Source organism: Gymnodinialimonas ceratoperidinii (assembly GCF_019297855.1).
Lineage (GTDB): Bacteria > Pseudomonadota > Alphaproteobacteria > Rhodobacterales > Rhodobacteraceae > Gymnodinialimonas > Gymnodinialimonas ceratoperidinii.
The window spans coordinates 1,935,933-1,952,343 of sequence record NZ_CP079194.1; the positions used below are offsets into that span (position 1 = coordinate 1,935,933).

The 16,411-nt window shown below is 65.1% G+C and carries 15 protein-coding genes; 11 read left to right on the forward strand and 4 right to left on the reverse strand.

Going from position 1 to position 16,411, the window contains the following annotated elements; all coding sequences use genetic code 11:
- Positions 1-3 precede the first annotated feature (3 nt).
- The 8 genes from KYE46_RS09455 to KYE46_RS09490 all read left to right on the forward strand — a co-directional run bounded on the left by KYE46_RS09455 (position 4) and on the right by KYE46_RS09490 (position 8,628).
- A complete protein-coding gene (locus KYE46_RS09455; RefSeq protein ID WP_219000378.1) occupies positions 4-936 on the forward strand; it encodes a metal ABC transporter solute-binding protein, Zn/Mn family in 933 nt (310 codons plus the stop codon).
- On the forward strand, positions 933-1,772 hold the full coding sequence (locus KYE46_RS09460) for a metal ABC transporter ATP-binding protein (protein WP_219000379.1): 840 nt from the start codon (positions 933-935) through the stop codon (positions 1,770-1,772). Before KYE46_RS09455 ends, KYE46_RS09460 begins: the two co-directional genes overlap by 4 nt.
- Complete coding sequence (locus KYE46_RS09465) at positions 1,769-2,968, forward strand: metal ABC transporter permease (RefSeq protein ID WP_219000380.1); 1,200 nt, start codon at positions 1,769-1,771, stop codon at positions 2,966-2,968. The genes KYE46_RS09460 and KYE46_RS09465 overlap by 4 nt, the downstream gene beginning before the upstream one ends.
- Positions 2,969-3,895, forward strand: a complete 927-nt coding sequence (locus KYE46_RS09470) for a metal ABC transporter permease (protein ID WP_219000381.1) — start codon at positions 2,969-2,971, stop codon at positions 3,893-3,895.
- 4 nt (positions 3,896-3,899) lie between these two features.
- Positions 3,900-4,274 (forward strand): Rieske (2Fe-2S) protein, encoded by a 375-nt coding sequence (locus tag KYE46_RS09475; RefSeq protein ID WP_219000382.1) that lies wholly within the window; start codon positions 3,900-3,902, stop codon positions 4,272-4,274.
- A gap of 24 nt (positions 4,275-4,298) precedes the next feature.
- Positions 4,299-5,120, forward strand: a complete 822-nt coding sequence (locus KYE46_RS09480) for a tryptophan 2,3-dioxygenase (RefSeq protein ID WP_219000383.1) — start codon at positions 4,299-4,301, stop codon at positions 5,118-5,120.
- A complete protein-coding gene (kynU, locus tag KYE46_RS09485; RefSeq protein ID WP_219000384.1) occupies positions 5,117-6,304 on the forward strand; it encodes a kynureninase in 1,188 nt (395 codons plus the stop codon). The genes KYE46_RS09480 and kynU overlap by 4 nt, the downstream gene beginning before the upstream one ends.
- 98 nt (positions 6,305-6,402) lie before the next feature.
- Complete coding sequence (locus tag KYE46_RS09490; protein WP_219000385.1) at positions 6,403-8,628, forward strand: heavy metal translocating P-type ATPase; 2,226 nt, start codon at positions 6,403-6,405, stop codon at positions 8,626-8,628.
- Between the two features lie 40 nt (positions 8,629-8,668).
- Here KYE46_RS09490 and KYE46_RS09495 read toward each other — a convergent pair whose 3' ends face one another.
- The 4 genes from KYE46_RS09495 to KYE46_RS09510 all read right to left on the reverse strand — a co-directional run bounded on the left by KYE46_RS09495 (position 8,669) and on the right by KYE46_RS09510 (position 12,804).
- On the reverse strand, positions 8,669-9,685 hold the full coding sequence (locus tag KYE46_RS09495) for an AbrB family transcriptional regulator (protein ID WP_219000386.1): 1,017 nt from the start codon (positions 9,683-9,685) through the stop codon (positions 8,669-8,671).
- Positions 9,679-10,392 (reverse strand): alpha/beta fold hydrolase, encoded by a 714-nt coding sequence (locus KYE46_RS09500; RefSeq protein ID WP_219000387.1) that lies wholly within the window; start codon positions 10,390-10,392, stop codon positions 9,679-9,681. The genes KYE46_RS09495 and KYE46_RS09500 overlap by 7 nt, the downstream gene beginning before the upstream one ends.
- A gap of 152 nt (positions 10,393-10,544) precedes the next feature.
- Complete coding sequence (locus tag KYE46_RS09505; protein ID WP_219005080.1) at positions 10,545-11,756, reverse strand: acyl-CoA dehydrogenase; 1,212 nt, start codon at positions 11,754-11,756, stop codon at positions 10,545-10,547.
- 148 nt (positions 11,757-11,904) lie between these two features.
- The gene (locus KYE46_RS09510; protein WP_283095191.1) at positions 11,905-12,804 is read right to left on the reverse strand and encodes a LysR family transcriptional regulator; all 900 of its coding nucleotides are present in this window, start codon (positions 12,802-12,804) and stop codon (positions 11,905-11,907) included.
- A 128-nt stretch (positions 12,805-12,932) separates the two neighbouring features.
- Here KYE46_RS09510 and KYE46_RS09515 point away from each other — a divergent pair, with 128 nt between their 5' ends.
- The 3 genes from KYE46_RS09515 (at position 12,933) to KYE46_RS09525 (ending at position 16,408) form a co-directional block, all read left to right on the forward strand.
- Positions 12,933-14,186: a serine hydroxymethyltransferase gene (locus KYE46_RS09515; protein WP_219000389.1), complete on the forward strand. Its 1,254-nt coding sequence runs from the start codon at positions 12,933-12,935 to the stop codon at positions 14,184-14,186.
- Between the two features lie 141 nt (positions 14,187-14,327).
- On the forward strand, positions 14,328-15,500 hold the full coding sequence (locus KYE46_RS09520; RefSeq protein WP_247716814.1) for a zinc-dependent alcohol dehydrogenase: 1,173 nt from the start codon (positions 14,328-14,330) through the stop codon (positions 15,498-15,500).
- Positions 15,497-16,408 carry a dihydrodipicolinate synthase family protein gene (locus KYE46_RS09525; protein WP_219000390.1) on the forward strand — a complete coding sequence of 304 codons (912 nt, stop codon included), beginning with the start codon at positions 15,497-15,499 and terminating at the stop codon, positions 16,406-16,408. Before KYE46_RS09520 ends, KYE46_RS09525 begins: the two co-directional genes overlap by 4 nt.
- Positions 16,409-16,411: the final 3 nt, after the last annotated feature.

Below are 16,411 nucleotides of genomic sequence, written 5' to 3' on the forward strand. Positions count from 1 at the left end.
AACATGCGCTTCGCGTTTACCGCCCTCGCTCTCACGCTGTCCGCGGCAGCCCCGGCTCAGGCTGAATTGTCCATCGTGGCTACGACCGGCATGATCGCCGACACCGCCCGGCAGGTGGGCGGCGACCTCGTTTCCGTGCAGGCTCTGATGGGGCCGGGCGTGGACCCGCACGCCTATCGGCAGACGCGCTCGGACATCGTATCAACTGCGCGGGCGGATATCGTGCTCTGGCATGGGCTCTACCTTGAAGCGCAGATGGAAGAGTTCCTGCTGGAACTGGCCGAGACCAACACGGTCATCCCCGTCGCGGAATCCCTTCCGCGCGAAAACCTGCTGTCTTCCGCCGACTACCCCGATCGCTTCGATCCCCACGTCTGGATGGACCCTTCGATCTGGGCCGACGTCGTGCAAACCATCGAGGGCGTCCTGACCGACGCGCTGCCCGACTCCGCAGAGGTCATTGCCGCCAATACCGATGCGCTCGAGGCCGAGATCGAAGCACTCACCGCCTATAGCGCGGAGGTTCTGGGCTCGGTTCCCGAAGCTTCCCGCGTGTTGCTGACCGCCCATGACGCCTTCAATTACTTCGGCGAGGCCTACGGGTTTGAGGTGATCGGCATTCAGGGCATCTCCACCGAGTCCGAGGCGGGCTTGCAGCGGGTGGGCGAACTCGTTGATATGCTCGTGACCCGCAACATCGGTGCGGTCTTCGTGGAATCCTCGGTCTCGGATCGCAATATCCGCGCCCTGATCGAAGGCGCCGCCGCGCGCGGCCATGAGGTCACCATCGGCGGCGAGTTGTACTCGGACGCCATGGGCGAGGACGGCACCTATGAAGGAACATGGATCGGCATGATCGACCACAACGTCACGACAATCGCCCGCGCGCTTGGCGGCGACGCGCCGGAAGGCGGGATGCAGGGGTTGCTGGAATGAAGGATTTCACAGCCCCGACGCAGGCCAACGTGCTGGACCCCGCAAGCCCGCTTGCGGTGCGGGGCATGACCGTCTCCTACGGCGAAAAACCGGCGCTCTTCTCGCTGGATGCCACGTTTCCGGCAGGAGCGATGTCGGCCATCGTTGGCCCGAACGGCGCCGGTAAATCGACCTTCCTAAAGGCCGCGCTCGGTCTGATCCCCCGCGTCTCGGGTGAGGTCAGCATCTTCGGGCAGGAGGTTGCCGCCACGCGCGACCGGATCTCCTACGTCCCGCAACGCGCCTCGGTCGATTGGGACTTTCCGACCACGGCAATCGACGTCGTCCTGATGGGGCTGTACGGACAGGTCGGCCTCTGGCGGCGGATCAGCGGCGCGCACAGGGAGCGCGCCCGCGCCTGTCTCGACCGTGTCGGCATGGCGGATTTTGCCGATCGCCAGATCGGTCAGCTGTCGGGCGGCCAGCAGCAACGCGTGTTCCTCGCCCGCGCGCTGGCGCAGGAGGCGGACCTGTTCCTGCTGGATGAGCCTTTCGCCGGCGTCGATGCGGCCACGGAATCCGCGATCATCGACGTGTTGAAATCCCTCAAGGCCGAGGGACGCAGCGTCGTCGCCGTGCACCATGACCTCTCGACCGTGACCGCCTACTTCGACCATGTAATGCTGATCAACCTGACCCGGATCGCCGAAGGACCGGTCGCGGAAGCCTTCACGGAAGAGACCCTGTCCGAGACTTACGGCGGGCGCCTCGGCGCGGTGCAGATCGACAGCCTCGCGCTGTCGAAGACGGGGCCGAAACCGCATCCGCAAGCAGAACTCCGGACGCTGCCACGATGAGCTCTTTCTTCAGCGCGCTTTTGTTGCAAGGTGGCTACAACGCCGCGCTGGTGGCCATCGGTGCCTCGCTTCTGGGGTTCGCGGCGGGCGCGGGGGGCAGCTTCCTGTTCCTGCGCAAACGCGCGCTGGTCTCGGACGCCGTGGCCCATGCGACCCTGCCGGGCGTCGGGCTGGCCTTCATCGTGATGGTCCTGCTTGGGGGCGACGGACGCAGCCTTCCGGGCCTGCTGGCAGGATCCGCCATATCCGCCTGGCTCGGGCTTCTGGCCGTGGAATGGATCGTGCGCCGGACACGCCTGTCGGAAGACGCGGCGATCGGCGCCATCCTCTCGGTCTTCTTCGGCTTGGGCGTGGTCCTGCTGACGGTGATCCAGAGCATGAGCCAGGGCCGGCAAGCCGGGTTGGAGAGCTTCTTGCTCGGCTCGACCGCCGGGATGCTGTTCCAAGACGCGGTCCTGATCGCGGGAGGCGGGGCTGCCGTGGTGGCGCTGATCTGGATATTGCGCCGCCCGATGACGCTGGTGGCCTTCGACCCCGGCTTCGCCGCCGCGCGGGGGGTGGACGTGCGCCGGGTCGATCTTGCGATGATGGGGCTGGTGCTGGCCGTGACGGTGATCGGCTTGAAGCTCGTCGGCCTGATCCTGATCGTGGCGCTTCTGATCATCCCGCCGGTCACCGCGCGTTTCTGGTCGGAACGCGCCGAGGCGGTGGTCTGGTCCGCCGGCGCCCTCGGCGCAGTGTCGGGCTATGTCGGCGCGGCTGTGTCGGCCTCCGCCCCGGCTTTGCCGACCGGCCCGATCATCGTGCTGATCTCGGCCGCGCTGTTCGTCCTCTCCCTGCTCTTCGCCCCGGCCCGCGGCGTTCTGGCCTCGGTCCTCGCGCGCCGCGCCTTTCAGGCCCGCGTGCATCGGCGGCAGGGGCTTCTGGCTCTTAGCCGGTCCGAGCCCATCCATGATCCGCTCACGGTCAAGATCCTGCGCCGCGAGAACCTGATGCGCGCCGACGGGGTTGCGACGGCGGAAGGGCGCGCGGCGGGCGAGAAAATCTCCCGTGACGAGCGGCGTTGGTCCATCGCCCGCAAGCAGCACCTCGATACCGCCCTGACGGGGCGCTATGACGGTCTCACCCCGATCGAGAGCGTCTTCACCGCCGACGAGATCGCCCATTTCGATGCCGCCATGGAGAGGAACGCCTGAATGGGAGCCGAATTCGTCCAGTTTTCCTTGACCCCGATCCTGATCGGCATGTTCGCCGCCATGGCCTGTGCGCTGCCCGGCAACTTCCTGATCCTGCGCCGTCAGGCCCTGATCGGCGATGCGATCAGCCATGTTGTGCTGCCCGGCATCGTCGTGGCGTTCCTGATCACCGGCACCGTCACGACCTGGCCGATGCTTCTAGGCGCGGCCGGTGCAGCGCTCCTCGCCGTGGTGTTGATCGAGGCCGTGCGCCGCCTTGGCCGGATCGAGCCCGGCGCGGCGATGGGCGTCGTCTTCACCTCGCTCTTCGCGGCGGGCGTTTTGCTGCTGGAACAATCCGATACCTCGTCCGTCCACCTCGACGTGGAACACGCGCTGATGGGCAACCTCGAGCAATTGATCTGGCTGCGCGCTGACGGGTGGGGCTCGCTGCTGGACCCCGAGGCACTGGCGCATCTGCCGCCGGAGCTGCCGCGCATGGCGGTGGTCGCGGCGATCATCGGCCTGCTGACGCTGGTGTTCTGGCGGCCCCTCAAGCTCGCCTCCTTCGATGAAGGCTTCGCGCGCGCGCTCGGCCTGCCCGTCACGCTGATCGGACTGGGGTTGGTCACCGCCGCCGCCGCGGCCGCCGTCGCGGCATTCGATGCGGTCGGCTCGATCATCGTGATCGCCATGTTCATCTGCCCGCCCGCCGCCGCGCGGCTGATGACCAATCGGCTCGGCAAGCAGGTGGCGTGGAGCATGCTGTTTGCCTGTATCTCGGCCATCGCGGGCTACGTGCTTGCAGGCTACGGCCCGCTCTGGATCGGCGCGGCCTCCTCCGTCTCTGCGGCTGGCATGGTGGCGGTCGTCTCCGGCGTGATCCTGGCGCTCGCCTGTCTCTTCGGACCCGCCCGGAGCCGGGTGGGCGTGGCAGCGGGAGGCTAGGGCGGTGAACGCGGACGCGTGGAAAACCTTCCCGAATGCGCCACTGCCCGGCACGCGCATCTGCGCCACTGCCGATGCGCCGACCACTGGCGTGAAAAGCTTCGATATCGACGGCTTTCCCCTGATCCTCGTGGCCTCAGCCGAGGGGCTTCGCGCCTATGTGAACGCTTGCCCGCACCAGTTCCTGCCGTTGGACTGGCGCAGCAGCGCGATCCTTTCGGGCGATGGAGACTTGCTGCGATGCTCCAATCACGACGCCGGCTTCGATGCTTGCACCGGCGCAGGCATCGACGGTTTCGCGCAGGGCTGTGCTCTGGACCCCGTGCCGATATCGGTCCATGAAGACGCGCTGCTGATCGGCGGCCCATCTGAAAATTAACCATACAAGAGGCCAAAAGACCCCATGGCGGAGAACCCCGAAGACGACGGCGCGAGAATGTCCTTCAAGGATGCAATGAGCTACGGCGATTACCTGTCGCTAGACCCGATCCTCGGGGCATCCAAACCCCTCAGCAACGCCCATGACGAGATGCTGTTCATCATCCAGCACCAGACGTCGGAGCTGTGGATGCGTCTGGCATTGCATGAGTTGGACGCCGCCCGGGCGGCGCTCGCGCAGGGCGAGGATCAGCCGGTCTTCAAGATGCTCACCCGCGTGGCGCGCATCTTCGAACAGCTCAACAACGCCTGGGACGTTCTGCGCACGATGACGCCCTCGGAATACACCGATTTCCGCGAGGATTTGGGCCAGTCGAGCGGTTTCCAGTCTCACCAATACCGCCTGATCGAATACATCCTCGGCAACCGCAACACCGCGATGATGCGCGTGCACGAGCACCGCAAGGACCTGCACCAGATGCTGACGCAGGAGCTCTCTCAGCCCTCCCTCTACGATGTTGCAGTCACGCGCTTGGGAGAGACGCTCGGACGCGAGTTGCCAAGCGGCCCGCTTGATGCGCCGCACACGGCCCACAAGGAGATCGAGGACGCATGGGCGCAGGTCTACCGCGATCCGAAAGCCCATTGGAGCCTCTACGAGTTGGCCGAGAAACTGGTCGATCTGGAAGATTACTTCCGGCGCTGGCGCTTCAACCACGTCACCACCGTGGAGCGGGTCATCGGCTTCAAACGCGGCACTGGCGGCACCTCGGGGGTGAGCTATTTACGCCGTATGCTGGACGTGGAATTGTTCCCCGAACTCTGGAACGTGAGGGGTCAGCTATGACACTGCCAAAAAAAGAAAAATTCGTCATTCCCGAGGGCACGATCTACCTCGACGGCAACTCTCTGGGGCCGCTGCCCGCCGATGTGCCGGCCCATGTCGCGACGGTGGTCGCCGATCAATGGGGTGCCAACCTGATCAAGGGCTGGAACGTCGACAAATGGATGGCGCAGCCGACGCGGGTCGGGGACCGGATCGGCCGTCTGATCGGCGCGCCCGAAGGCACCGTCGTCATGGGCGAGACCTTGTCGCTCAAGGTCTATCAGGCTCTTTCCGCCGCCCTTCAGATGCGACCCGACCGCAAGGTCGTCCTGTCGGACAGCGGCAACTTTCCGACCGATCTCTACATGGCGGACGGGTTGATCAAGCAACTCGACAAGGGGCACGAGCTGCGGGTCGTGGCGCCCGAAGACGTCGCCGGTGCCATCGATGAGACCGTCGCGGCCGTGATGATCACGCAAGTCGACTATCGCACCGGCCGCACCCACGACATGCGCGCATTGACCGAGGCCGCCCACGAGGCGGGCGCTGTGATGATCTGGGATCTGGCCCATTCGGCGGGGGCACTGCCCGTCGACATGGAAGCGTCGGGCGCGGAATTCGCGGTGGGCTGCACCTACAAATACCTCAACGGCGGGCCGGGCGCGCCGGCCTTCATCTACGTGCGCCCCGACATCGTCAACGACATCAAACCGGCGCTTGCGGGCTGGTTGGGCCATGAAGCGCCCTTCGCCTTCGACATGGATTACCGCCCCGGCACCGGGATCGAGCGGATGCGCGTCGGCACCCCGCCGGTGCTCCAACTGTCCGCGCTGGAGAAGGCGTTGGAGGTCTGGGACGACGTGGACATGGAGGAGCTTCGCGCCGCCTCGATCGCGCTCTCCGAGCAGTTCATCAAGGAGGTCGAGGCGTCCTGTCCCGATCTGACGCTTGCCAGCCCGCGAGACCCTGCGCTGCGCGGCTCTCAGGTCTCGTTCCATTTCGAGAACGGCTATGCCGCGATGCAGGCCTTGATTGCCCGAGGGGTCATCGGTGATTTCCGCGCGCCCGATATCATGCGCTTCGGGTTCACACCGCTCTATCTCGATGCTGGTGACGTGACGCAAGCTGTTGAAATTTTGTCTGAAATCCTGCGCGACAGGCTTTGGGACACACCGGAATACACCACTCGAAAGCGGGTGACGTAGGGGCGCTACCGGAGGATCGAACGCTGTGTCGAATTAGCGCTTGATCCTCCAGTAACTGGAAGGTGTAGGAGAGGTTAACGCTCTTAAGGATCACCGCCATGAAACACGCCACCGCCAACCTCTCCGTCCAAGGCCTGAACTGCGCGTCCTGCGTCGGGCGGGTGGAACGGGCTCTCGCCGCGGTGCCCGGTGTCGATGAGGTCGCCGTCAACCTCGCGACCGAGACGGCGCGGGTCCGCTACGCCTCCGACGCGGTCAATGTCGAGGCATTGGCCAGCGCCTCGACCGAGGCGGGCTATCCCGCGGAAGTGGTTGAAGACGGTACGGTTTCTGCGCCCGACAGCACGGATGAGACCCGCAATGCTTTCCGACGCATGTGGATCGCGCTGGCCCTGGGGCTGCCGGTCTTCCTGCTGGAAATGGGGGCGCACACCATTCCCGCAATCCACCGCGCAATTGCAGGCAGCATCGGAATGCAGGGATCGTGGTTGATCCAATTCACCTTAACCGCGTTAATCCTTTTGGGGCCGGGCCGGGTTTTCTTCCGCCTCGGCGTGCCTGCCTTGCTCAAAGGCGCGCCCGAGATGAACAGCCTTGTGGCGCTCGGCACGGCGGCGGCGTTCAGCTACTCGACCGTGGCGACCTTTGCGCCGCAACTTCTGCCCGCCGCCTCCCGCACTGTCTACTTCGAGGCCGCCGCCGTGATCGTCGTCCTCATCCTTCTGGGCCGCGCATTGGAAGCCGGCGCGAAGGGGCGGACCGGCGCGGCGATCCGCGCTCTGGTGGGGCTGCAAGTGCGCCAGGCCCGCGTATTGCGCAACGGCGCGACGACGGACATTGAAATCGACGACCTCATGGTGGGCGACGTCGTCGTCCTGCGCCCCGGTGAGAGAGTGCCCGTCGACGGCGAAGTGATCGAGGGCACCTCGTACCTTGATGAGGCGATGATCACCGGAGAGCCAATTCCTGTCGAGAAATCAGTTGGTTCGACTGTCACCGGCGGCACGGTCAACGGCTCCGGCGCGCTGCAGGTCCGCGTCACGCGGGTGGGGGCGGACACGACCCTGTCACAGATCATCCGCATGGTGCAGGATGCTCAAGGCGCGAAGCTCCCGATCCAGTCTCTTGTCGACCGCGTGACGATGTATTTCGTGCCGGTCGTGATGGCGGTGGCCGCCTTGACCGTCCTGATCTGGCTGCTGTTCGGTCCGGAACCGACGCTCACCTACGCGTTGGTTGCCGGGGTCAGCGTGCTGATCATCGCCTGCCCCTGTGCCATGGGTCTGGCCACGCCGACTTCGATCATGGTGGGCACCGGACGCGCGGCGGAGCTTGGGGTGCTGTTCCGAAAAGGCGATGCGCTTCAGCAACTTAGCGGGATCGACACGGTTGCCTTGGACAAGACCGGAACGATCACCGAGGGCCGGCCCGAGGTGACAGAGGTCATCCTCGCAGAGGGCTTTGCACGCGAAACCGTCCTGTCGCTCGCGGCCGCCGTCGAAGGCGCCTCCGAGCATCCCATCGCCAGCGCAATCATCCGCGCCGCGAAGAATGTCTTCACGGCAAGTGAGGTTGAAGTCGTGACCGGACAGGGCATCCGAGCGCAGGTCGAGGGACGTCACGTCGCCGTAGGCTCCGGTCGTTTCATGGCGGAAACGGGCGTCGAGGTGCAAGCTCTCTCGGAGGCGGAAGAGGCCCACATGGGGCGCGGTGAGACAACCATATTCGTGGCGGTGGACGGCGCATTGGCGGCGATGATCGCCGTGGCCGACGCAGTGAAGCCGTCCAGCAAGCAGGCTATCGAGGCCCTGCACGCGCGCGGTCTGCGTGTGGCAATGATCACGGGCGACAAGCGGGCGACCGCAGAGGCCATCGCGGCGCAGATCGGCATCGACGACGTGATCGCGGAGGTCATGCCAGACGGCAAGGTTAACGCTCTTAACGAATTGCGCGGTGAGGGCGCCGTGGCGTTCGTGGGCGACGGCATCAACGACGCGCCGGCGCTGGCGCAGGCCGATGTTGGCATCGCGATTGGCACCGGCACGGACGTGGCCATCGAAAGTGCCGATGTCGTCCTGATGTCCGGTGACCTGACCGGCGTCGTGACCGCCATCGATGCGTCCCGGCATACCATGCGCAACATTCGCCAGAACCTCGGATGGGCCTTCGTCTACAATACCGCGCTCATCCCCGTGGCGGCAGGTCTGCTCTATCCGTTTACGGGCATGTTGCTGTCTCCGGCCTTCGCAGCGGGGGCGATGGCTCTGTCCAGCGTTTCGGTGATCGGCAATGCGCTGAGGCTCCGCGGGATGGAGCGGGGATAGGTCTCAGCGCACATAGCCCGCGAGCCAAAGGTTAACGCCGCTAACGATCGAAGAGGCGCGACGCGATGGGCGCGCCGATGATGACGGTCACGATGCGGAACAGGTGGTGGGACACCACGAAGGCCACGTCCGCGCCTGCGATCAGCGCGAGCACCGTCATCTCGGCCTGTCCGCCGGGGGCGAAGGCCAGAAGCGCCTCCATGTGGGGCGCGAGGCCAAGGGCGACCGCGGCCTCGGCAAAGGCGCCCGCGATGATCAGGATCACCACGCAATACCCTAAGGCCGCCACCACATCGCGGCGCACTTCCACGCCGGTGATGCCCGCGTATTTCGCTCCGACTGTCATCCCAATGAAGAATTGTGCCACGAAAATCGCTTCGGCCGGCGGGCGGTAGTCAAGGATGCCGCTGACCGCGAGGATCGCCGCCGCAATCAAAGGCCCGAGGATCGAGGCCCCGAAGAGCCCGACCGCCTTCGCAACGCGCCATCCGACCAATCCCGCGGCGACCATCCACGCCATCTGCGCCAAGGGCAGCGTCGCTGCGGGCGCGCCGGGGGGATTGCTGAGGTCGACCTCCCAAGCTCCGGCGAGGATGAAAGGCAGGATCGTGACGATCACCAAGACACGGGTCGCGTGAACCAGCGACAACGTGCGAATGTTGCCGCCCGCGTCCTCGCCAAAGGCCAGCATATCCTGCAAGCCGCCGGGCATCGCGGAGTAGTAACTGGTCGGAAAGTCGAAGCCCCAGAGCTTCTGGAAATAGGGGATGCCGACCACGCCGATGATCGCGATCATGATGGGCATCATCAGAAGCGTGGGCCACATCGCGCCCATGCTGACGACCACGCTCATGCTCAACGTCGCCCCGACCGCCACGCCCAGGATCGCGCGCATCGCGTCGTTGATCGTCGCGTTGCCGCGCATGGAAACGCCGAAAAGCGCGGCCACGAGGCAGGCGAATATCGGCCCGAGGAGGAATGGCAGAGGCAGGTTGAGGAGGTAGAAGGCGACGACGCCTACCGCCGCGATGACATAGGTGCGCAGCAGGATCAGCACGGGCGCTGCAGCCAGCTGGCCAAGGCGGCGTTGGTGCGGTCTGGTTGCTCCAACGTCGGCAGGTGACCGGCGCCTTCGATGATGTCGAGGTGGGCGCCGGGGATCGTGTCCCGCATCAGCCGATGCCGCTCTGGCGGGCAGAGCCCGTCTTCAGACCCGCAGAGCACGAGGGTCGGCACGGCGATCTGCGCAAGGGTCTCCATCTGGTCGGGTCGCGTGGCAAGGGCGCAGGATTGCTGGACAAATGCTTCGGCGCCCAGGGCTTCCGCCATCTCCATGCAAAGATCGAGGATCTCCCCCACACGCGGCCCATCCGCGAGGTAGTTCGGCTTCATCTCGTCGCGCATGATCCGGCGCAGGCCTCCGGCTTGAACCGCCTCGATCTGAGGCAGCCGGGCACGGGCCCGCTCGAGCGGCTCGGCCAAGGGGTTGGTGTCGAGAAGGGCGAGATGGCTGACCCGTTCCGGCGCGCGGGCCATGATCTCCATGGCGACGATCCCGCCCATGGAAAGGCCCGCCAGCGCGAACCGGGGCGGGGCGTTCTCAAGGATGTCCTCTGCAAAGCCCGCGATGGTCTCCTGCCCGGTCAGATTGGCGACCATGACAGATCGATGGCTCGAGAAGGCGGCGATCTGGGGCGCGAAAAGCCGCGCGTCGCACATCATGCCGGGGATCAGCAGCAGGGGCAGGGCAGGGGCGGTGTTCATTGACGACCTCGGATGGCACATGCGGCCCGAAACGCCGATCTGCGCACGGGTCGTGGCAAAGTCGCAGGGCCAGCCCGCAGCAAAAGCTCCGCTACGCGCGCAGACTTCTGGATGTCACCCAAGGTCATCGAGCTTCCTACGGCGCCCCCCGCTCAGGCGAAGGCCTGCAGGCCGGTGATGCCGCGGCCCATGATCAGGGCGTGGACGTCGTGGGTGCCCTCGTAGGTGTTGACCGCTTCGAGGTTCATCACGTGGCGGATGACGCCGTATTCGTCGCTGACGCCGTTGCCGCCGTGCATGTCGCGGGCCTCGCGGGCGATGGCGAGGGCCTTGCCGCAGTTGTTGCGTTTCATCAGCGAGATCAGCTCGGCGGGCGCCGTGTGATCGTCGAACATGCGGCCCAGTTGCAGCGCGCCCTGCAGGCCAAGGGCGATCTCTGCCTGCATGTCAGCGAGCTTCTTCTGGATCAGCTGCGTCTGCGCCAGCGGGCGTCCGAACTGCTTGCGGTCCATCGTGTACTCGCGGGCCGCGTGGAAGCAGGCCTCGGCCGCGCCCATGGCGCCCCAGGCGATGCCGAAGCGGGCGCGGTTGAGGCAGCCGAAGGGGCCGGCGAGGCCGCTGACTTCGGGCAGCAAGTTGTCTTCCGGCACGAAGACCTCGTCCATCTGGATCATCCCGGTGATCGAGGCGCGGAGCGAGAACTTGCCCTCGATCTTGGGCGCGTTCAGGCCCTTCATGCCCTTCTCGAGGATGAAGCCCTTGATCTTGCCGTCATGGGCGTCGGACTTGGCCCAGATGATGAAGACATCGGCGATGGGCGAGTTGGTGATCCAGTTCTTGGCACCCGAGATCGAATAGCCGCCGTCGACCGGCTTGGCGCGCGTCACCATCGATCCGGGGTCCGAGCCGTGGTCGGGCTCGGTCAGGCCGAAGCAGCCGACCATGCGGCCCGAGGCCAGCTCGGGCAGGTACTTCTGGCGCTGCGCCTCGGTGCCATAGGCGAAGATCGGATGCATGACGAGGGAGCTCTGCACCGACATCGCCGAGCGGTAGCCGCTGTCGACCCGCTCCACTTCGCGGGCGACGAGGCCGTAGGAGACGTAATTGGCCCCGATGCCACCGTATTCCTCGGGGATGGTCGCGCCAAGCAAACCCATGTCGCCCATCTCGGTCATGATTTCGCGGTCAAACGTCTCGTGCCGGTTGGCCATCACCACCCGCGCGCCGAGCGCCTCCTGGCAATAGGCCCGCGCCGAGTCGCGGATCATCCGCTCTTCTTCCGACAGTTGGTTCTCCAGCAGGAAGGGGTCGTCCCAGACCAACGCCGCAGGTTTCGCGCGGGCGGCTTCGGGGGTGGCGGTCATCGCGGCGGCGGCGTCCATGGGGCACTCTCCGGTTGTTGAGGGGTCGCGATTGTCTAGGCCCTCTCCGGTGGGACTTCAAGCGAGCCGAATGTCTCAGTACGGGGTGCCGGAGGGCCCTGGACGCGAGGCGCCGCGCGCCTCTCACAGGTCAATTCGCCAGCAGAGCTTCTACGATCCGGTCAATGACCTCATCCTGCCCGCGCGGCTTGCCAAGGCGCAGGCAAAGGTTCTGGCTCAACGGCACGCGTTTGCCTAAGGGGGCGACCAAGGCGCCGCTTGCCAGTTGTTCTTCCACCAGAAAGCCATGTCCCATGAGCACGCCCGCGCCGTGTTTCGCTTCCTCCAAAGCCAGCCCGTAGAGCGAGAAGACAGGCCCCGATGGCTGCAACTCCAGCCCCGCGCCGGTGCGGGTGTTCCACCACATCCAGTCCTCGTGCCAACTGTCATCGCGCAGCAATGTCTCCCGGTTCAGATCCGACGGCGAGGTCAGGCGGGCGGCGATTTCGGGCGTGCAGACGGGGAAGATCTCGTCCGGGGCCACGGTCAAGGTGCCTTCGCCGGCGATCGGGTCGAGGACGAACAGGCTCAGGTCGAACGGCTCGCGCATCAGGTTCGGCGGCGTCTCGCGCGTGGTGACGGAAATGCGCAGGTCCGGCACGGCGGCCCGCAGAGCGCCAAGGCGCGGGGCGAGCCAGAGGTGCGCGACGCTCGGCAAGGTGGCGATGCGGATGGTGAGCGGGCTGGCCTTGCGGAGCAACGTGCCGACGGCGCCACCCATCAAATCGAACGCCCGCGTCAGATCGGGCACCGCGTTCCGACCGGCATCTGTCAGGGTGACACCCTGCGCGTGACGATCGAAGAGGGTTAATCCCAACCAGCCCTCAAGGGCCTTGATCTGCTGCGAAATCGCGGCGGGCGTGACGTATAGCTCATCAGCGGCTGCCACGAAGCTGCCGAGTCGGGCCACAGCCTCAAAGGCGCGCAACCCGTTGAGGGGTGGCAATTTTTGCCGTTGCGCGGGCTTTGGGGTCGGAGGTGGCTTGGTCATGCTAGGCTTAGCTAGCCTACGCCTAAGGGGAAGTAAAACTCGTTTGCGCAGAAAGGGGCGAGAGTGCTCAATAAACCTCTGCCGCACATGCCGTGCGTTGAGAGAAAGCATTCCCCATGTCCCATCACATGACCCGAGCCATCGACCAATCCGACCCCGTGGTAGCCAAGGCGCTGAGGGATGAAAGCCGCCGCCAGCAGGATCAGATCGAGTTGATTGCTTCCGAGAATATCGTGAGCCGCGCGGTGCTCGATGCCCTTGGCCACGAGATCACGAACAAGACGCTCGAAGGCTATCCCGGCGCGCGGTTTCACGGCGGCGGGCAGCATGTCGACGTGGTGGAACAGGCCGCCATCGACCGCGCCTGCGCGCTTTTCGATTGTGGCTACGCCAACGTGCAACCCCATTCCGGCAGCCAGGCCAACCTCGCGGTTTTCTTCGCGCTGCTCACCCCCGGCGACAAGGTCCTGAGCCTCGATCTGGCGGCGGGCGGACACCTGAGCCACGGCTTGGGGGCAAACCTCTCGGGGCGCTGGTTCGAGGCGCATCATTACGGCGTGACCCGTGACACTGGCGTGATCGAATACGACGCGGTGGAGGCGCGTGCACGCGAGGTGCGTCCGAAGCTGCTGATCGCCGGCGGCTCGGCCTATCCGCGCTGGATCGACTTCGCGCGGATGGCTCAGATTGCACAAAGCGTGGGGGCCTATTTCATGGTCGATATGGCGCATTTCGCCGGATTGGTGGCGGGCGGGGCGCATCCCTCGCCGCTGCCGCACGCCGATATCGTGACCTGCACGACCACGAAAACCCTGCGAGGGCCGCGGGGCGGGATGATCCTTGCGAAGGACGCGGGTTGGAGCAAAAAGCTGCAATCTTCGGTTTTTCCGGGGGTTCAGAGCAGCTTGCACACGCAGGTTCTCGCGGCAAAGGCGGTGTGCCTGAAGGAGGCGTCGGAGCCCGCCTTCAAGACCTACGCAAGCCAAATCGTGGAGAATGCAAGGGCGCTGGCAGAGGCACTGAGCGCGGGCGGCGTCGATATCGTCTCGGGCGGCACGGACACGCATATCGTACTGTTGGACCTCTCTCGCCTCAACTTGCTTGGACGGGAGGCGGAAGCTTTGCTCGACCGCGCCAATATCACGAGCAACAAGAACCCGGTGCCCTTCGATGTCTCCAACCCTGCCAAGTGGTCGGGCCTGCGCCTCGGCGTTGCCGCCGCCACCACGCGCGGTTTCTCGACCGATGATTTCAGATCGCTCGGGGCGATGATCGCAGGCCTTCTGACGGCAGAGGAGGGCGCGCGCGAGCATCAGGTGGCAACGGCTCGGGAAGAGGTGGCGCGGCTCTGCGCTGCTTATCCAATTCATGAAGATCAGTAGCAACCGCGCCTAATTGGTTGACCAATGTGAAACCATGTGGCGCGAAATGTCTCTTGATTTATTGTGATGGATGCGGGATCACAAGGGCATGGTGTTTACCTTAGTATTATTGGTAAACCAATTTGCCAAGAGGGTGGTCAGATGAGCGAAGTGATGGCGCAGAACCGAGGTATCGGAAGTGATCTGCCGGACAAGATGCGCGCTTGGGTGCTCGGTGACCCTGAAGAGCTGAGCCTGATCGAGAAGCCCATGCCGACGCCCGGCCGTGCCGAGGTCCTCGTCCGCATCGATGCTGTGGCGATCTGTGCCACGGATCTGGAGATCCTGACCTATGGCACACCAGCGCTGATCGAGGGTGGGCCGCCGTTCAACAAGAACTACACACCCGGTCATGAGTACATGGGCACTGTTGCGGCGCTTGGACCGGGCGTCGATGAATTCGTGGTCGGGGATCGCGTCACGGTCGAGATCCACGCGGGCTGTGGCCAATGCAAACGCTGCCGCATGGGCATGTACACCTCGTGCCATAACTACGGCTTGAACTACGGCGACCAAGACAAGGGCCACCGCGCCAATGGGTTCACCACCGATGGCGGCTTCGCGGAGTACGCGGTTAACAACATTAACACCTTGATCCGGGTGCCCGACGAGATGACCGACGAGGAAGCCACCTTGGTGGTCACCGCCGGCACCTCCATGTACGGGCTAACCGAGTTGGGCGGGCTCGTTGCGGGCGAAAGCGTGGTGGTAATCGGGCCCGGTCCGATCGGCCTGCTGGCGGTCGCCGTCGCCAAGGCCCTCGGTGCGGCGCCGGTCATTCTGGTGGGCACCCGCGAAAGCCGGAACGAGATTGGGCGCAAGTTGGGGGCGGATCACGTGATCGATGCGCGGTCAGAGGATGTCGTGGCGCGGGTGAAGGAACTGACCGGCAAGGGTGCCGATTACGTCGTCGATTGCGCTGGCAACGAGACGACGGTGAACCAGGCCGTGGCGATGACCAATCGCGGCGGCAAGATCTGCCTCGCGGCCTTCCCGAAGAACGCGGTGGAGTTCAACCTCGGCGCACTGGCTGTTAACAATATCTACCTCTACGGCATCCGCGGGGAAGGGCGCTCGGCCACCCATCGCGCGATGGCCTTCATGGAGGCAGGCACCTTCGACGCGAGCCTGATCCATACCCATACGTTTCCGATGGACGACCTGCCCACCGCGCTGAAATACGCCCGCGAGCGCATCGATGACGCGATCAAGGTTGTCGTCTCGAACCGGCCCGGCGTCGTGGGCGGCCCGAAACCTGCAAAGGACAAGACATGACCAAGGCAAGACGCGGCATCTACGCCGCCGCAATCACCCCCTTCGACGAAAATGGCCGTGTCATGACGGACAAACTTGTCAGCTATTGCAAGCACTTGCTCTCCGACGGCGGTTGCGACGGCGTGGCACCCACCGGCACGACGGGTGAGGGGACCTCCATCGCCAAGGCCGATCGTCTGGCGCTGCCCGAAGCCTTCGCAGATGCCGGGATCGAGATGGACCGGGTGATCTTCGGCACCGGCGCGCCCTCTCTGCCCGATTGCGTGGCGATCACCTCCGCGGCCTGCGAGGCGGGCTACGTCAATGCGCTCGTCCTGCCGCCCTATTACTACAAGTCGCCCTCGGATGACGGCCTCTTTGCCTATTACGCCAAGCTCATCGAGCAGGTAGGCCGCGACGATTTGCGGATATTTCTTTACCATTTCCCCCAGATGTCACAGGTCCCGATCTCGACCGATCTGGTCCTGCGTCTGCGACAGGCCTTCGGCCCCATCATCGCCGGTCTGAAGGACAGCTCGGGTGATTTCGACCAGTCCCGCGCTTTTATCGAGGCGACCGGCGGCGTGGCGCAGGATTTCGACGTCTATCCGTCTTCCGAGGCTTTCCTGTGGGACGGCCTCTCGATCGGCTCTGCCGGCATCATCTCGGGCTCCACGAACCTCACCGCGCGCGCGGTCCAAGAGGCGAAAAAGGCGCCTGAGGGTACTGCCCGTGACGCGGCGATGGAGAAAGTGCGCGCGGCCCGCACGACGGCGGCGAAATACCCGCTGATGGCCGCGATGAAAACGGCAGAGTGTTGGCGCAGCGGCGATGACAGCTGGTTGACAATGCAACCGCCCCTCACGCCATTGACCGAGGAGCTGAAGGCGCAGCTGAAAGACGATCTTTCCACGATTACAGCGACTTGACCC